Below are 12632 nucleotides of genomic sequence, written 5' to 3' on the forward strand. Positions count from 1 at the left end.
CGGGCTCGCAGCGCCTAGCATGGTGCCCCCAGCAGGTTGCCGATCAGAGGACACGATGGCCACCAGGACAGTCACCGAACTCACCGACGATCTCGACGGTGGTCCGGCGCAGCACACCGTGCGGTTCTCACTCGAGGACACGATCTACGAGATCGACCTGAACAAGGCGAACCGGGACGCGCTGCTCACCGCCCTGGCGCCGTTCGCCGCCGCGGCTCGCCGCGTCCGTGGTGGTGTTGTCGAGCCCGCGACGGTGCGCGAGGAGACGCCGGTGGACCCGCGCGCGGTCCGGGAGTGGGCCCGCTCGCGTGGCATCACGATCCCGCCGCGGAGCCGGGTGCCGCGGGAGGTCGTCGACGCGTTCCGCGAGGCCGGGTACTGACGCCTGCCCCAGCGACCTGCCGCCGCGTCGGTGGGTCCACCTAGGGTGGTCGGCATGACCACTCTAGGCATCGTCTTCCCGCCCGATCAGCCCCCGGAGCGTCTGCGCGACGTCGCCCTCGCCGCCGAGTCGGCAGGCCTGGACGAGCTCTGGCTCTGGGAGGACTGCTTCTCCGAGTCCGGTGTCGCGCCCGCCTCGGCCGTGCTCGCCTGGACCGAACGGATCAACGTCGGCATCGGCCTGTTCCCGGTACCGCTGCGCAACGTCGCGATCACCGCCATGGAGATCGCCACGATCTCCCGGCTCTTCCCCGGCCGGTTCCTGCCGGGTGTCGGTCACGGCGTGCTCGACTGGATGGAGCAGGTCGGCGCACGTGCGAAGTCGCCGTTGACCCTCCTTCGGGAGTACACGCTCGCGCTGCGCGCGCTGCTCGACGGCGAGTCCGTCACCACGAGCGGTGCGTACGTCCACCTCGACGACGTTCAGCTCAGGTATCCGCCGGACCCGGCGCTGCCGCTCCTGGTCGGCGCGGTCAAGCCGAGGACGCTCGCGCTCGCCGGCGAGGTGGGCGACGGCGTCCTGCTGGGTGCGGGCGATGAGTCGCCGGAGGCCGTGGTCGAGAGCATCCGGGTGGCCACGCAGGCCCGTGCGGCCCAGGGCATCACCAACCCGTTCGACGTCGTCATGACCGTGAACGTGCCGGTGGGCGCTTCGGCGGATGACGTCGAGACCGCGGTACGCCCGTACCTGGAGGTCGGGGTCAACCGGATCCCGGTCTGTGGCATCAGTGCCGCCGGCCCGCCCGACGGGACCGAGGCGATCCTGGGGCTCGTGGACGCGGTGGCGCAGGCGCGGTCGCGGCTGGTTTGAGCGGGCGTTCCTCCGGCAGACGACGGCGGCCCCCGGGTTGGTTGGCGGATTCCCGGGGGCCGCGGTCATGCTGAGGTACGTCGTCAGAAAGCCGGGATGATCTCGCCGGCCGGCCAGGTCTCCTCGATGAAGGCCCGCACCTCGTCGGAGTGGAGCAGCTCGTCGAGTGCGACCAGGTCGGGGTCGTCGATGTCCTCGGAGCGCACCGCGACGAAGTTCGCGTAGGGGTTGCCCTCGCCGTCCTCGATGAGCAGGGAGTCGGTGGCCGGGTTCAGGCCGCCCTCGAGGGCGAAGTTGCCGTTGATGACGGCCGCGTCCACGTCCTGCAGGGTGCGCACCAGCGACGCCGCGTCCGCCTCGATGAACTCGAGGCCCAGATCGTTCTCGTCGATGTCCGAGAGTCCCGCGGTCGCGGCGTCATCCACACTCAGCGTGATCACACCTGCCTGCGCGAGCAGGTCGAGGGCGCGCCCCTGGTTGGCCGGGTCGTTCGGGACCCCGATCTGGCCGCCCTGGGGCAGGTCCGCGACGTCCGTCAGGGTCTCGGAGTAGAGGGCGAAGGGCTCGATGTGGACGCCTTCGAAGTGGTCGAAGTCGAAGCCCTGGGACTCGACCTGCTCCTCGAAGTAGGGCAGGTGCTGGAAGTAGTTCGCGTCCAGGTCGCCCTCGGAGAGCGCGGTGTTCGGCAGCACGTAGTCGTCGTAGGTGATGATCTCGAGCTCGAGGCCGGCGTCCGCGGCGAGATTGTCCTGGACGAACTCCAGGATCTCGGCGTGCGGCGTCGGGGAGGCGCCGATGACGATGTGACCGTCCGACGCGGCGCTCTCGTCGTCGCCGGACCCGCCCGCGCCGTTCCCGCCGCCTCCGCAGGCGGCCAGGGTGAGTGCGGCCACGGTGAGGGTCGAGGCGGCCAGCAGGGTTCTACGCATTGGGAGTGTCCCTTTCGGTGTGTTGTAGAAGGTCGGCTCAGCGGTGATCGACGAGCCGGGCGGCCCGGTCACCGAGGAACTGGATGAGGAAGACGATCGCCAGGATGACGATGACCGCCGCGAACATCACGGAGGCGTCGAAACGTTGGTAGCCGTAGGTGATCGCGAGGAAGCCGAGGCCGCCGCCGCCGACCGCACCCGCCATCGCGGAGTAGCCGACCAGGGCGATCACCGTGACCGTGAATCCGGCGATCAGGGAGGGCAGCGCCTCGCGGACGATCACGCCGCCGGTCATCCGCAGCCGGGACGCGCCCACCATCAGGGCGGCCTCGATCTTGCCGGGGGCGACCTCCCGCGCGGAGGTCTCCACGAGCCGGGCGTAGAACGGCACGGCGCCGACGGCCAGGGGCAGCACCGCCGCCTGCCAGCCGAGCGGGGTACCGACCACGGCCCGGGTCACCGGGATGAGCAGGATGATCAGGATGATGAACGGGATCGCCCGCCCGATGTTCACCAGGGCGGACAGCACCACGTACAGCACCGGGACCGGGCGGGTGCCGCCCTTGCCGGTGGCGTGCAGCACGAGCCCGAGCGGCAGGCCCACGAGCGCGGTCCAGAAGGATGCGAACGCGACCATGCCCAGCGTCTCGAGCGTCGCCTCGGGCAGCTTCTCGCTGATCGCGGGGTTGGCGAGGAGTTCGTTCCACCAGTTCATGCCGCGTCATCCTCGATGGCCAGACCCGCGGCACGCAGGCGTGAGAGCACGGCCACGCGATCGCCGTCGGCCACGTCCAGGTGCCACCGGCCCACCCGCACCCCGCCAAGGGTCTCGATCGATCCCGCCACGACGTGTGCGTCCGGCTCGGTCGCGATCGCGTGCAGCGCGTGTGCGATCTGTGCCTGGGCGCCGCCGGCGCTCACCTGCACGAGTGCACGCTGATCGCCGACGCCCACGTCCGGCACCGGCACGAGCGCCTGGGACAGCGGCGAGCCGGGGCGGGTGACGACGTCCGCGAGCGGTCCGGACTCGACGATCCGGCCATCCGCGAGCAGGGTGGCGGCGTCGCAGACCTCGCGCACCACGGACGTCTCGTGGGTGATGATCACGACCGTGATGCCGAGCCGGTCCCGCACGTCGCGGATCAGCCGGAGGATCTGCCGGGTGGTGGTCGAGTCGAGCGCGGAGGTCGGCTCGTCGCAGAGCAGCACCGCGGGCTCGGTCGCCAGCGCCCGCGCGATGCCGACGCGCTGCTTCTGACCGCCGGACAGCTGCGCGGGGTAGGCGTCGCCGCGGTCGCCCAGCCCGACCAGGTCGAGCAGTTCCTGCACGCGGATGGCGCGCTGGGCCCGGGGTACCCCGGCGATCGCGAGCGGGTAGGCGATGTTGGCCGCCGCGGTGCGGGCCTCGAACAGGTTGACGTGCTGGAACACCATCCCGATCCGGCGGCGCGCCTGCCGGAGCAGGGCCTCGCTGAGGGCGCTCACCTCCGCGCCGTCGACGATCACCGACCCGGTGGTGGGCCGCTCGAGCGCGGTCAGGCACCGGATCAGGGTGGACTTGCCGGCACCGGACTGGCCGACGATGCCGTGGATCTGCCCCTGGGGGATCTCGAGGCTGATGCCGTCGAGCGCCACGACCTCGCCGCTGCGGGTCTGGTAGACCTTCCGCAGATCCTGCAGCGTGATCATGGCTGGCTCGTTTCGATGGGGGATGACGGCGGGGCGTCGAACGCCCTTGAGATGTTCCGACGGCCTGTGGTCGGCTCGTCGTGGCATGCGCGAGCGCGGCCGACGCCGCGCCGGGCCCATCGACGGTAACGGTCGCGCTGGTCGGCTCAACGAGCGCTCGGAAATCGTCTCACCGGTCGAGACGGGACGCATTCCCGCGAGTGGCCGTACAGTGCTGATCGTGACCCTGGCGGAGGAGGACCGCAATCGCAGGATGCTGCGGGCACGTGACCTGATGGACCGGGCCTACGCCGAGCCGCTGGACATCCCGGCCCTCGCCGCCGTGGCCCACGTCTCGGCCGCCCACTTCATCCGCAGCTTCCGCGCGGTCTTCGGGGAGACACCACACCGCTACCTGCAGCGGCGCCGGGTCGAACGAGCGATGTTCCTGCTGCGCCAGGGGGATCGGGACGTCACCGAGATCTGCGTCGAGGTCGGCTTCTCCAGCCTCGGCACGTTCAGCCGCACGTTCACGGCGGTGGTCGGCCAGAGCCCGAGCGCGTACCGGCGCCGTGGGCCGCTGCCTGCGGTCCCGTCGTGCTTCACGATGCGCTGGGCCCGCCCGTCCGAGCACTCGCCGCCGGCCGGGAACGGAGCAGTTTCGGATAAGCAGGTGGCTACGGGGCCTGCCTAGTGTGGTCGGCATGATCAAGAACCTGACCGTCTCGCAGATCTTCGTGACCGACCAGGACGAGGCCCTGGACTTCTATGTGAACATCCTCGGCCTGGAACCGTCCGCCGACATGAACTTCGGCCCGATGCGGTGGCTCACCGTGCGGGTACCCGGCACCGACCGGGAGATCCTCCTCGAGCAGCCCGGCCCGCCCGGATACGACCCCGAGACCGCACAGGCCGTGCGGGCCATGGTCAGCAAGGGCGCCGCCGGCGGCACCCTGATGTTCAGCACCGACGACGCTCACGCCGCGCATGCCGAGCTCGCGGCCAAGGGCGTCGAGTTGCCCGAGGACCCGACCGAGCAGGTCTACGGCATCGACTTCGGCTTCCGGGACCCGGCCGGCAACCACATCCGGATCACCCAGACGTACCCGATGCTCGCACAGGCCTGAGCACCGGCCCCGCCTCGACCCGGGGCCGTAACCCGCGGTACACCTTCCGACGGTGGTCCCATGCCGCTGAGAACAGGTGCGCATGCGAGTGGGGGTGCGCGCAGCTGCAGCCCCGCGCCACGATCGCCACGGAGCGCGCGCACGTGGAGACGTCACCGGGATATTAACGGCGCGTCATGTGACCGAAACATCCCGCCCCTACGGTGAATGTTGATGACATCAACATCCCTCCGAGTACCGGGGAGCCCTCTCCATGACCACCACCGCACCGCCCGCCACCGCAGTGACCGATGAGTTCCGCGCCGCGATGGCGGGCCTGGCCGCCGGGGTCTGCGTCATCACCACCACCGGCGCGGACGGCCGCCCGAGCGGGCTGACGGTCTCCACCGGGTTCAGCGTCAGCGTCACGCCGCCGATGTTCGGTCTGTGCGTGGACGTCCGATCCCGCACCCTGCCGGCCGTGCTCGAGCGCGGTGCGTTCGTCGCGAACGTGCTGCACGGCGAGGCGCAGGACGTCGCGACGCTGTTCGCGTCCCGCGCCACGGACAAGTTCGCGCGCACCCCGCACCGCTACACCTCGGGCGGCCTGCCCTGGCTCGCCGAGCACAGCCTGCGGTCGGTGGAGTGCACCATCACGCAGACCGCGGACGCCGGGGACCACGTCATCATCCTCGGCGCCGTCGACGCGGTGCACGGCTCCGCCGTCGCCGGCGGTTCGGCCCTCGCCTATGTGGACCGGCGCTTCCACGCACTCCCCCGGTCCTGACCCCACCCGCACAGCCAACGAGAGGACACCATCATGAGTGGAGCAGCACCCGTCATCCGCAAGCTCGCGGACACCCCGGCCTTCCTGATCGGCCCCGAGGACACGGTGAAACTCGCCTACCTGGCCGGGCCGAAGGACGGCACGAACACCAGCGTGTTCCTGGAGGTCTGGGAGCCGGGCGGTGCGCAGCCGCTCAACTCCCACGAGGAGTCCGCCGAGATCTTCATCGTCCTCAAGGGGCAGGCGCAGGCCCACAGCGACGAGGACGTGGTGTCGCTCGCCGCGGGTGACGTGCTGATCCTCCAGGAGGGCTCCGAGCACCGGATCATCAACACCTCGGAGACCGAGGACCTCTACACGATCACGATCATGTCCAACGACGGTGGCTTCGCGAAGCTCGTCACGGACGGCACCGAGGTCACGCTCACCGAGGCGGACCGCGCGGTGCTCTGCGCCGGCCTGCCGCAGGTGGTGTGAGCACCCTCCTCCAGCCCCTCGACTCGCGTCCCGGGGGTGGCCGGTACCTCCCGGCCACCCCCGGGACCGTGTTGTGGGGTGAGCTGCCGTGCGCCGGCGACGACCCGGTGCTCACGATCGACCCCGGCGAGACCGTGGTGATCGACACCGTCTCCCACGAGGGCATCCTCGAGGACCAGGGCCGCGACCCGGCCGCGTTCTTCGCAAGCCACGGCATCACCGAGGTACTCCGGGACGCCGTCGCGGTCGCCGCCGAGGTGCCGCACGACCCAGCGGTGCACGGCCCGCACGTGGTCACCGGGCCGATCCGGGTCCGCGGCACCCGTCCGGGAGACGTGCTCTCGATGACCGTTCTGGACCTGCGGATGCGCGCCGACTACGGCATCGTCTCGAGCCGGCACGGACGCGGCGCGCTGCCCGAGGAGTTCCCGCTCGAGGGCGCGCCGGTCACCTCGATCCTGGCCCGGGTCGAGCCGATGCCCGACGGCGGCGCTCGCCGAGGCGGTCGGCCCGCCCTGGGCGGTCCTCACCGATCCCGTCGGCATGCCAACCTCGGTGAGGTGGGCCGGCGCCTCGCCCGCACGTCGATGGGCTCGATGCCGGTCGGGCCGGGCGACGCTCGGCGGGTCCGGTTCCCCCTCGCGCCCTTCCTCGGCACCATGGGCGTGGCGGTCGCGGGATCCGAGCGGGCCCACTCGGTGCCACCGGGACCCCACGGCGGAAACGTGGACGTCTCGCTGCTGACGGTCGGGTCCACGCTGCACGTGCCGGTCCAGGTCGACGGTGCGCTCGCCTACGTCGGCGACCCGCACTACGCCCAGGGTGACGGCGAGGTCGCGCTCACCGCGTTCGAGGCCCCGTTGCGCGCGAGCGTGCGTTTCGACGTCATCCCGGCCGCGCACCTGCCCCGCCCGGGCGAGCTCTGGGCGGAGACCCCCGACCTGCTCGTCCCGATCGGACTCGACCCGGACCTGAACGTGGCGATGCGTGCGGCCGTACGCTCCGCCGTCGTTCTCCTCACCGACCTGGGCATGCGCCCGGAGCACGCGTACGCCTACCTGTCCGCGGCGGGTGACTTCGCCGTCTCCCAGGTGGTCGACCGGGTCTGCGGCGTGCACGGCAAGATCCGCAAGGCGGACCTGGCCGAGCTCGCCTGAACCCGCGCGACCCCGCCCGACCCTCTCCCGCACGCCGAGACAGAGCGTTCCAGGTGAGCCAGCGGACTGTAGGGCGCTGATTCACCTGGAACACTCTGTCTCGGCCCGCTCCGTCCGGGGGTGAGTCGGCCCGCGACGTCAGCGCGGGGTGGGGTCGAAGACCGATGCCTCCACGATCGCCTGCGCGATCCGCTCGACGGCGGCGGTGAAGAGGATCCTGCCGGTGTCCGCATCCGCGGTGGTCGGGTCGCCGATGTGGCCGTCCGGACCGAAGTCGTCCGACAGCCAGCCGAAGCTGACCGGCTTGCCGAACCCGATCAGCTCGTAGTCGGCGAGGTGCTCGGGCACGCGCCGCTCGGCCAGGTCCATGTGCACGAGCTCGGGGCGCAGGTGCAGCATCAGTGAGGTCTCGCTGTGCCCGCCGTGGATGCCAAGACCGAGCTCGTGCGGGTTGGCGACGTCCCGGGTCTGGTCCGGCGGCACGGACAGGTGCGAGAAGAACGTGCGCAGCCCGAACCGGCGGCGGATCTCCCGGCACGCGACCTGGCCGAGCGCGGAGTTGCCGCCGTGGCCGTTGACGAACATGAGCCGGGTGATGCCGGACGTCTGCAGGGACCGGCCGATGTCCACCAGGGTGGCCATGAGTGTCTCCCAGGTCAGCCAGATCGTGCCGGGCGCCCAGTGGTGCTCGTCGGACTTCGTGTAGGCGAGCCCGGGCAGCAGCACCACGCTCGCCGCGCCGGCTTCGGCGACCGAGGCGACCGCCGCCTCGGCCGCCTCGGTCGCGGTCACGTAGTCGGTGGACACCGGCAGGTGCGGACCGTGCTGCTCGATCGCACCGAGCGGCAGCACCGCGACGGTGTCGGCTGGTAACGCCTCGACCTCCCGGAAGGTCAGGTCGATGAACCTCGGCGCCGCCATCAGTTCGTCCCGATCGTGGAGCGGGTGTCCGGGCGGGCCAGCGCCGGGTCGAGCTTGCCGGGGTTCAGCAGGCCGCGTGGGTCGGTCCTCCTGGCTGTCTCGACCGCCAGGGCCACGTTCCGGTCGACGTACCACTGGTGCGGGGAGTGCACGCCGAGCCCGGCCGCCTCCAGGGCGGGGATGCCGGCAAGGACCTGGGCCTCGTCCACGTAGTCGCCGACCACCATCGCGAGCGGCCCGGTGCCCATCAGCTCCAGGTGCAGGCGGGTGTTCGGATACACGCCGCGGATGGCGTCCGGGTCGTCCCAGAGCACGGTGCCACCGGTCTCCAGGTGGAAGCACGGCGGGTCGCCCTCGGCCTGCTGCCAGAAGTAGATCGGGTGGTTGTAGGACATCGAGGAGAGCTTGTCCGTCTCCGCGTAGTCCGCCAGCACCGCGACCACGGAGCCACCGGCAGCCCGGATCCGGCGCTCGATCTCGGTGACCGTGGACACCTCCGCGATCACGCGGAGGCTGTGCCGCTCCGGGTCCAGCGGTACCGAGGCCGGCAGCGTCGGTACCAGGGCCGGCTCGTCCGCGGAGGCGAGCCGCGGCAGCACCGGAAGGTCGAGCAGGCTCCGGTGCACGCCGACCAGGTCGGCGTAGCTGTCGAAGGCGGCGTAGATGGCCACCCATTCCCGGGCCGGGTCGGTCCGCACCGTCGCCGAGGTGATGACGCCGGTGACCCCGTACGTGTGGATGTAGGCCTGGGTGTCCTCGCCGTGCACCGTGAACGCGCGGGCGCTGCCGTCCATCGGGGCGATCGTCAGCGACTCCACGAACCCGTCCGTGGTGGTGCCCCTCTCGATGGTGCCGGTGCCGGCGCTGCCGCCGCCGATGAAGCCGCCGATCGTGGAGCCCTTGGTGGACGGGAACATCCAGATGTCCCGTCCGGCGGCCCGGCCGGCCACGTCCATCGCGGTGAGCTTCGCGCCCGGCCCGGCGGTGATGGTCTGCTCGCCGACCGTGATGGTGTCGAGGCCGCGCAGATCCAGCGTGAGGCCACCCTCGAACGGGGTGAGCTGGCCGTAGTTGCCGGTGCCGGCGCCGCGGGGGGTGACCGGCACTCGGGCCTCGAGGGCGAGGGCCAGGACGACGGGCACCTCCTCGGGAGCGGTCGGCCGGACCACGAGGTCCGCGAGGTACCGGCCGGCCGGGACCTTCTCGGCCAGGATCGGGGACATCCGGGACCAGTCCGAGGAGACCTTCCGGATCAGCTCCGGCTCCGTGGAGACCGCCGCCTCACCGAGCTCGAAGGCGAGGAGCTCGGCGAGTCGGTGGGACCGCTCGGCGACGCTGGGGGTGGCATGGGTGGTCATCGGTTCAGTTCTCCATCGAGATCGAGGGGTCGATGAACTCGTTCGTGTACAGCTCGGCCGGGTCGATGTCCGTGACGGTGATCAGGCCCTGGGCCTCCAGCAGCGGTACGAACGTGTCCACGATCGCCTGCATCCGCTCGGGGTCGAACTGACCGAACACCCCGGATGCCGGGTCGTCGGTGACGATGCCCTCGTCGAGCAGGGTGGCCGCCGAGAACTCGGCGACGCCGACGGAGTACGTCCAGGACAGGTCGTAGGCCTCGACGACCTCGACGATCAGCTCGTTCGTCGCGGCGGGGTCCTCGAGGTAGTTGATCAGGGACTGCTGCATCACCGGCACCAGCTTGGTGAGGCAGTCGGAGAGTTCGTCGATCCGGTCCGCGCGCACCGCCAACGGCTCCGGGTAGATGTTGTAGCCGACGTCGGCGAGGAGCTGGCTGCCGACCGGGCGGCCCCATTCGGCGATCTCGGACTCGTAGATGTAGGGCTCGGCGGACGCGAATCCCTGCTGCATGATCGTGGTGTCCGAGACGAACCGGGCCGGGGTGCCCTCGTAGCTGGTGTCGGAGTTGGCGAGGTCGAACGAGGTGGTCTCGGCGAGCAGCGCGGGGATCACGTCCCCGGCCGTGACCACCACGGCGCCCTGTGCCACGACCTCCTCGATCGTGGTCGCGCCGGGATAGGTGTCCGGGTCCCACATCAGGATCTGCGGGCTGATCGTCAGCTGCGAGGTGACCGCGATCGTGGGCTGGGACTCGTATCCGCTGATCGCGACATCCGAGTTCACGGCACCGAGGGTGATGTCGTCGTCGAGGTACATCAGCGCCGGCACTGCCTGGAAACCGACGTTCGGCCCACCGGGTCGCACCTCGATGTCGACACCGGTGTCCACGCCGTCGAGCACCAGGGAGCCGGTGACCGACTTGGCCTCGGTGTCGATCGTGTAGTCGGAGCCGATGAGGTCATACATCGCGCCGTGCTCGGCCTGAGGCTGCCAGTCCTGCTGCATGACCACGGTGGCCGGGCACACGTCGGACAGGTCAAGTGCACTGCCGGCCTCCGCAGCCGTGGCGTCCAGGGCTGCGCCGGTGGCGGTGTCATCGGCTGCATCGGAGGCTCCTCCGCAGGCGGTGAGGGCGAGCAGCCCCGCCGCACTCAGTGCCGCGATAGAGATGGTTCTGTTCATGACGTGGTTCTCCTCGGTGGGGGGTGGGAATGGGGGTCAGCGCTTGAGGCCGTACCAGCGGCCGATGACCAGCCGGTCCAGGACGGCGAAGATCGTGAACACGAGCACGCCGAACACGGCGGTGAGGGCGATCGCGGTGAACAAGGCGTCCATCTGCAGGCGCAGCGTGTAGGTGCGCAGCAGCCCGCCGATGCCGACGGGACCCTGCTGGAAGAAGTAGTCGCCCACCATGGCGCCGATGACGCTCAGGCCGGCGGCGTTGCGTAGTCCGGTGAAGATCGACGGCAGCGCGGCGGGGAACTTCAGCTTGGTGAGCCGTTGCAGTGCAGTCGCCTTGTTCAGTGTGAACAGGTCATGGGCGGACGGCGACGCCGACTGCAGGCCGAACAGGGTGTTGGAGATCATCGGGAACAGGGCGATGATCACGCACACGATCACCCGCGCCGGGAAGCCGTACCCGAACCAGATCCCGATCAGCGGCACGAGCGCGAGGATCGGGATGGTCTGCATGATCACGGCGTACGGGTACAGGATGCGCTCGGCCCAGCCGGATGAGGACATGACCACGGCCCAGCCGATGCCAAGGACCACGGCGATGACCAGGCCGATCATCGCGACCACCACCGTCCGGCCGAGCGCCTCGAGCATCGGGGTCATCAGGGCGCTGTTCGTCAGGGCCCGGCTGAACACCTCGTGCGGCGGTGGGAGCAGGAACCGCTGGTCCTGCGGCAGCACGGCGAGGGAGACGAGGTACCAGATCGCGGCGATGCCGGCGAGGGCGAGCAGGACCGGGGCGGACTGCCGGATCGCGGAGCGCCACCAGGGGGTGGTCGTGGCGCCGCCGCTGAGCGCCTGTTCGGCGGTCTCGTCGGCGACGTCCGCCGCGGCGGCTGACTCGACGTCGGTCTCGGTGGGGGTCATGGGGGCAACGGCCATCTCGGTGATCTCCGCTCCGACGGCGTCCAGGGTGTCTCGCTCCAACCCCGCCTTGGTTGTGGTGGTCTTCATGAGTGCTCTCCCAGTGCGGCCGAGACCTCGCCGGTGATGGCGCCGAACTCAGGTTCGTAGCGCAGCTCGGGCGGTCGGGGGTAGTCCCAGGGGATCTTGATGTCCGCGACCACCCGGCCGGGGCGGCCGCTCATCACGATCACTCGGTTGGACAGGTACACGGCCTCGGAGACCGAGTGGGTGATGAACAGCCCGGCGAACTGCTTGAGCTGGAAGATCCGCTGCAGCTCGGTCTGCATCCGCAACCGGGTGATCTCGTCGAGCGCACCGAACGGTTCGTCGAAGAGCGCGAGGTCCGGTTCGGTGACGAGGGCACGGGCGATCGAGACGCGCATCCGCATGCCGCCGGAGAGTTGCCGGGGGAACTGCTGCTCGAAGCCGGTCAGGCCGACCAGATCGAGCGCTTCCTGCGCGCGGGCGCGACGCGAGGAGGTGGGCACCCCGCGCAGCTCGCCGGTCAGTTCGACGTTGCGGATCGCGGAGCGCCATTCCAGCAGGGCGGGTTCCTGGAACACGTAACTGGTGGAGTGGGCGTTCACCTCGATGGTGCCGCCGGTCACGTGGTCGAGGCCCGAGGCCAGCCGTAGCAGCGTGGACTTGCCACAGCCCGAGGGTCCGACGACGGAGACGAAGTCCCCGGCGGCGAGGTGCAGGTCGACGTCGGTCAGCGCGACGGTGCCGGTGTCGAACCTCTTCGAGACCCCCTCCATCACGAGGGTTCTGGTCATCGAGGCGGGTGGTGCGATCGTGGAAGCAGGTGCGGCCATTCGGTGTCACCTTTCG

General features: G+C 70.6%; 15 protein-coding genes. 7 read left to right on the forward strand and 8 right to left on the reverse strand.

What is annotated here, in order from left to right:
* Nucleotides 1-55: 55 nt before the first annotated feature.
* Together KCQ71_RS18505 and KCQ71_RS18510 are read left to right on the forward strand one after the other, a co-directional pair.
* Nucleotides 56-382 carry a histone-like nucleoid-structuring protein Lsr2 gene (locus tag KCQ71_RS18505; protein ID WP_223408632.1) on the forward strand — a complete coding sequence of 109 codons (327 nt, stop codon included), beginning with the start codon at nt 56-58 and terminating at the stop codon, nt 380-382.
* A 54-nt stretch (nt 383-436) separates the two neighbouring features.
* The gene (locus tag KCQ71_RS18510; RefSeq protein ID WP_223408633.1) at nt 437-1252 is read left to right on the forward strand and encodes an LLM class flavin-dependent oxidoreductase; all 816 of its coding nucleotides are present in this window, start codon (nt 437-439) and stop codon (nt 1250-1252) included.
* 83 nt (nt 1253-1335) lie between these two features.
* On the opposite strand, the gene KCQ71_RS18515 is transcribed toward KCQ71_RS18510, so the two are convergent.
* From KCQ71_RS18515 to KCQ71_RS18525, 3 genes are read right to left on the reverse strand one after another with little or no spacing between them, the layout of a single operon-like run.
* Entirely contained in the window at nt 1336-2181 is an 846-nt protein-coding gene (locus KCQ71_RS18515; RefSeq protein WP_223408634.1) for a MetQ/NlpA family ABC transporter substrate-binding protein, read from the reverse strand.
* Between the two features lie 37 nt (nt 2182-2218).
* Nucleotides 2219-2896: a methionine ABC transporter permease gene (locus KCQ71_RS18520; RefSeq protein WP_223408636.1), complete on the reverse strand. Its 678-nt coding sequence runs from the start codon at nt 2894-2896 to the stop codon at nt 2219-2221.
* Nucleotides 2893-3870 carry a methionine ABC transporter ATP-binding protein gene (locus KCQ71_RS18525; protein WP_223408638.1) on the reverse strand — a complete coding sequence of 326 codons (978 nt, stop codon included), beginning with the start codon at nt 3868-3870 and terminating at the stop codon, nt 2893-2895. Before KCQ71_RS18525 ends, KCQ71_RS18520 begins: the two co-directional genes overlap by 4 nt.
* Before the next feature lie 220 nt (nt 3871-4090).
* On the opposite strand from KCQ71_RS18525, the gene KCQ71_RS18530 reads away from it, so the two are divergent.
* The 5 genes from KCQ71_RS18530 to KCQ71_RS18550 all read left to right on the forward strand — a co-directional run bounded on the left by KCQ71_RS18530 (nt 4091) and on the right by KCQ71_RS18550 (nt 7376).
* Nucleotides 4091-4543 carry a helix-turn-helix domain-containing protein gene (locus KCQ71_RS18530; RefSeq protein ID WP_223408640.1) on the forward strand — a complete coding sequence of 151 codons (453 nt, stop codon included), beginning with the start codon at nt 4091-4093 and terminating at the stop codon, nt 4541-4543.
* A gap of 10 nt (nt 4544-4553) precedes the next feature.
* Nucleotides 4554-4976 (forward strand): VOC family protein, encoded by a 423-nt coding sequence (locus KCQ71_RS18535; RefSeq protein ID WP_223408642.1) that lies wholly within the window; start codon nt 4554-4556, stop codon nt 4974-4976.
* Between the two features lie 253 nt (nt 4977-5229).
* Nucleotides 5230-5742, forward strand: a complete 513-nt coding sequence (locus tag KCQ71_RS18540; protein ID WP_223408644.1) for a flavin reductase family protein — start codon at nt 5230-5232, stop codon at nt 5740-5742.
* 33 nt (nt 5743-5775) lie between these two features.
* Entirely contained in the window at nt 5776-6219 is a 444-nt protein-coding gene (locus KCQ71_RS18545) for a cupin domain-containing protein (RefSeq protein ID WP_223408645.1), read from the forward strand.
* Nucleotides 6216-7376 (forward strand): acetamidase/formamidase family protein, encoded by a 1161-nt coding sequence (locus KCQ71_RS18550; RefSeq protein ID WP_223408647.1) that lies wholly within the window; start codon nt 6216-6218, stop codon nt 7374-7376. Before KCQ71_RS18545 ends, KCQ71_RS18550 begins: the two co-directional genes overlap by 4 nt.
* 138 nt (nt 7377-7514) lie before the next feature.
* Here the strand turns inward: KCQ71_RS18550 and KCQ71_RS18555 are convergent, their stop codons facing one another.
* From KCQ71_RS18555 to KCQ71_RS18575, 5 genes are read right to left on the reverse strand one after another with little or no spacing between them, the layout of a single operon-like run.
* Nucleotides 7515-8297: a creatininase family protein gene (locus KCQ71_RS18555; RefSeq protein WP_223408649.1), complete on the reverse strand. Its 783-nt coding sequence runs from the start codon at nt 8295-8297 to the stop codon at nt 7515-7517.
* Nucleotides 8297-9655 carry an FAD-binding oxidoreductase gene (locus tag KCQ71_RS18560; RefSeq protein WP_223408657.1) on the reverse strand — a complete coding sequence of 453 codons (1359 nt, stop codon included), beginning with the start codon at nt 9653-9655 and terminating at the stop codon, nt 8297-8299. Before KCQ71_RS18560 ends, KCQ71_RS18555 begins: the two co-directional genes overlap by 1 nt.
* A gap of 4 nt (nt 9656-9659) precedes the next feature.
* On the reverse strand, nt 9660-10841 hold the full coding sequence (locus KCQ71_RS18565; protein ID WP_223408659.1) for a hypothetical protein: 1182 nt from the start codon (nt 10839-10841) through the stop codon (nt 9660-9662).
* Nucleotides 10842-10877: 36 nt separating this feature from the next.
* Nucleotides 10878-11849 (reverse strand): ABC transporter permease, encoded by a 972-nt coding sequence (locus KCQ71_RS18570; protein ID WP_223408661.1) that lies wholly within the window; start codon nt 11847-11849, stop codon nt 10878-10880.
* Nucleotides 11846-12616 carry an ABC transporter ATP-binding protein gene (locus KCQ71_RS18575; RefSeq protein WP_223408662.1) on the reverse strand — a complete coding sequence of 257 codons (771 nt, stop codon included), beginning with the start codon at nt 12614-12616 and terminating at the stop codon, nt 11846-11848. The genes KCQ71_RS18570 and KCQ71_RS18575 overlap by 4 nt, the downstream gene beginning before the upstream one ends.
* Between the last annotated feature and the right edge of the window lie 16 nt (nt 12617-12632).

It is taken from the genome of Occultella gossypii, from assembly GCF_019947135.1.
In the GTDB taxonomy this organism is placed as follows: Bacteria; Actinomycetota; Actinomycetes; order Actinomycetales; family Beutenbergiaceae; genus Occultella; species Occultella gossypii.

What these genes read in the sequence shown, in the direction of transcription:
- KCQ71_RS18505 (WP_223408632.1), top strand. Translation starts at nt 56, where the DNA reads ATGGCCACCAGGACAGTCACCGAACTCACCGACGATCTCGACGGTGGT.
- KCQ71_RS18510 (WP_223408633.1), top strand. Translation starts at nt 437, where the DNA reads ATGACCACTCTAGGCATCGTCTTCCCGCCCGATCAGCCCCCGGAGCGT.
- KCQ71_RS18515 (WP_223408634.1), bottom strand. Translation starts at nt 2,181, where the DNA reads ATGCGTAGAACCCTGCTGGCCGCCTCGACCCTCACCGTGGCCGCACTC.
- KCQ71_RS18520 (WP_223408636.1), bottom strand. Translation starts at nt 2,896, where the DNA reads ATGAACTGGTGGAACGAACTCCTCGCCAACCCCGCGATCAGCGAGAAG.
- KCQ71_RS18525 (WP_223408638.1), bottom strand. Translation starts at nt 3,870, where the DNA reads ATGATCACGCTGCAGGATCTGCGGAAGGTCTACCAGACCCGCAGCGGC.
- KCQ71_RS18535 (WP_223408642.1), top strand. Translation starts at nt 4,554, where the DNA reads ATGATCAAGAACCTGACCGTCTCGCAGATCTTCGTGACCGACCAGGAC.
- KCQ71_RS18540 (WP_223408644.1), top strand. Translation starts at nt 5,230, where the DNA reads ATGACCACCACCGCACCGCCCGCCACCGCAGTGACCGATGAGTTCCGC.
- KCQ71_RS18545 (WP_223408645.1), top strand. Translation starts at nt 5,776, where the DNA reads ATGAGTGGAGCAGCACCCGTCATCCGCAAGCTCGCGGACACCCCGGCC.
- KCQ71_RS18555 (WP_223408649.1), bottom strand. Translation starts at nt 8,297, where the DNA reads ATGGCGGCGCCGAGGTTCATCGACCTGACCTTCCGGGAGGTCGAGGCG.
- KCQ71_RS18560 (WP_223408657.1), bottom strand. Translation starts at nt 9,655, where the DNA reads ATGACCACCCATGCCACCCCCAGCGTCGCCGAGCGGTCCCACCGACTC.
- KCQ71_RS18565 (WP_223408659.1), bottom strand. Translation starts at nt 10,841, where the DNA reads ATGAACAGAACCATCTCTATCGCGGCACTGAGTGCGGCGGGGCTGCTC.
- KCQ71_RS18570 (WP_223408661.1), bottom strand. Translation starts at nt 11,849, where the DNA reads ATGAAGACCACCACAACCAAGGCGGGGTTGGAGCGAGACACCCTGGAC.
- KCQ71_RS18575 (WP_223408662.1), bottom strand. Translation starts at nt 12,616, where the DNA reads ATGGCCGCACCTGCTTCCACGATCGCACCACCCGCCTCGATGACCAGA.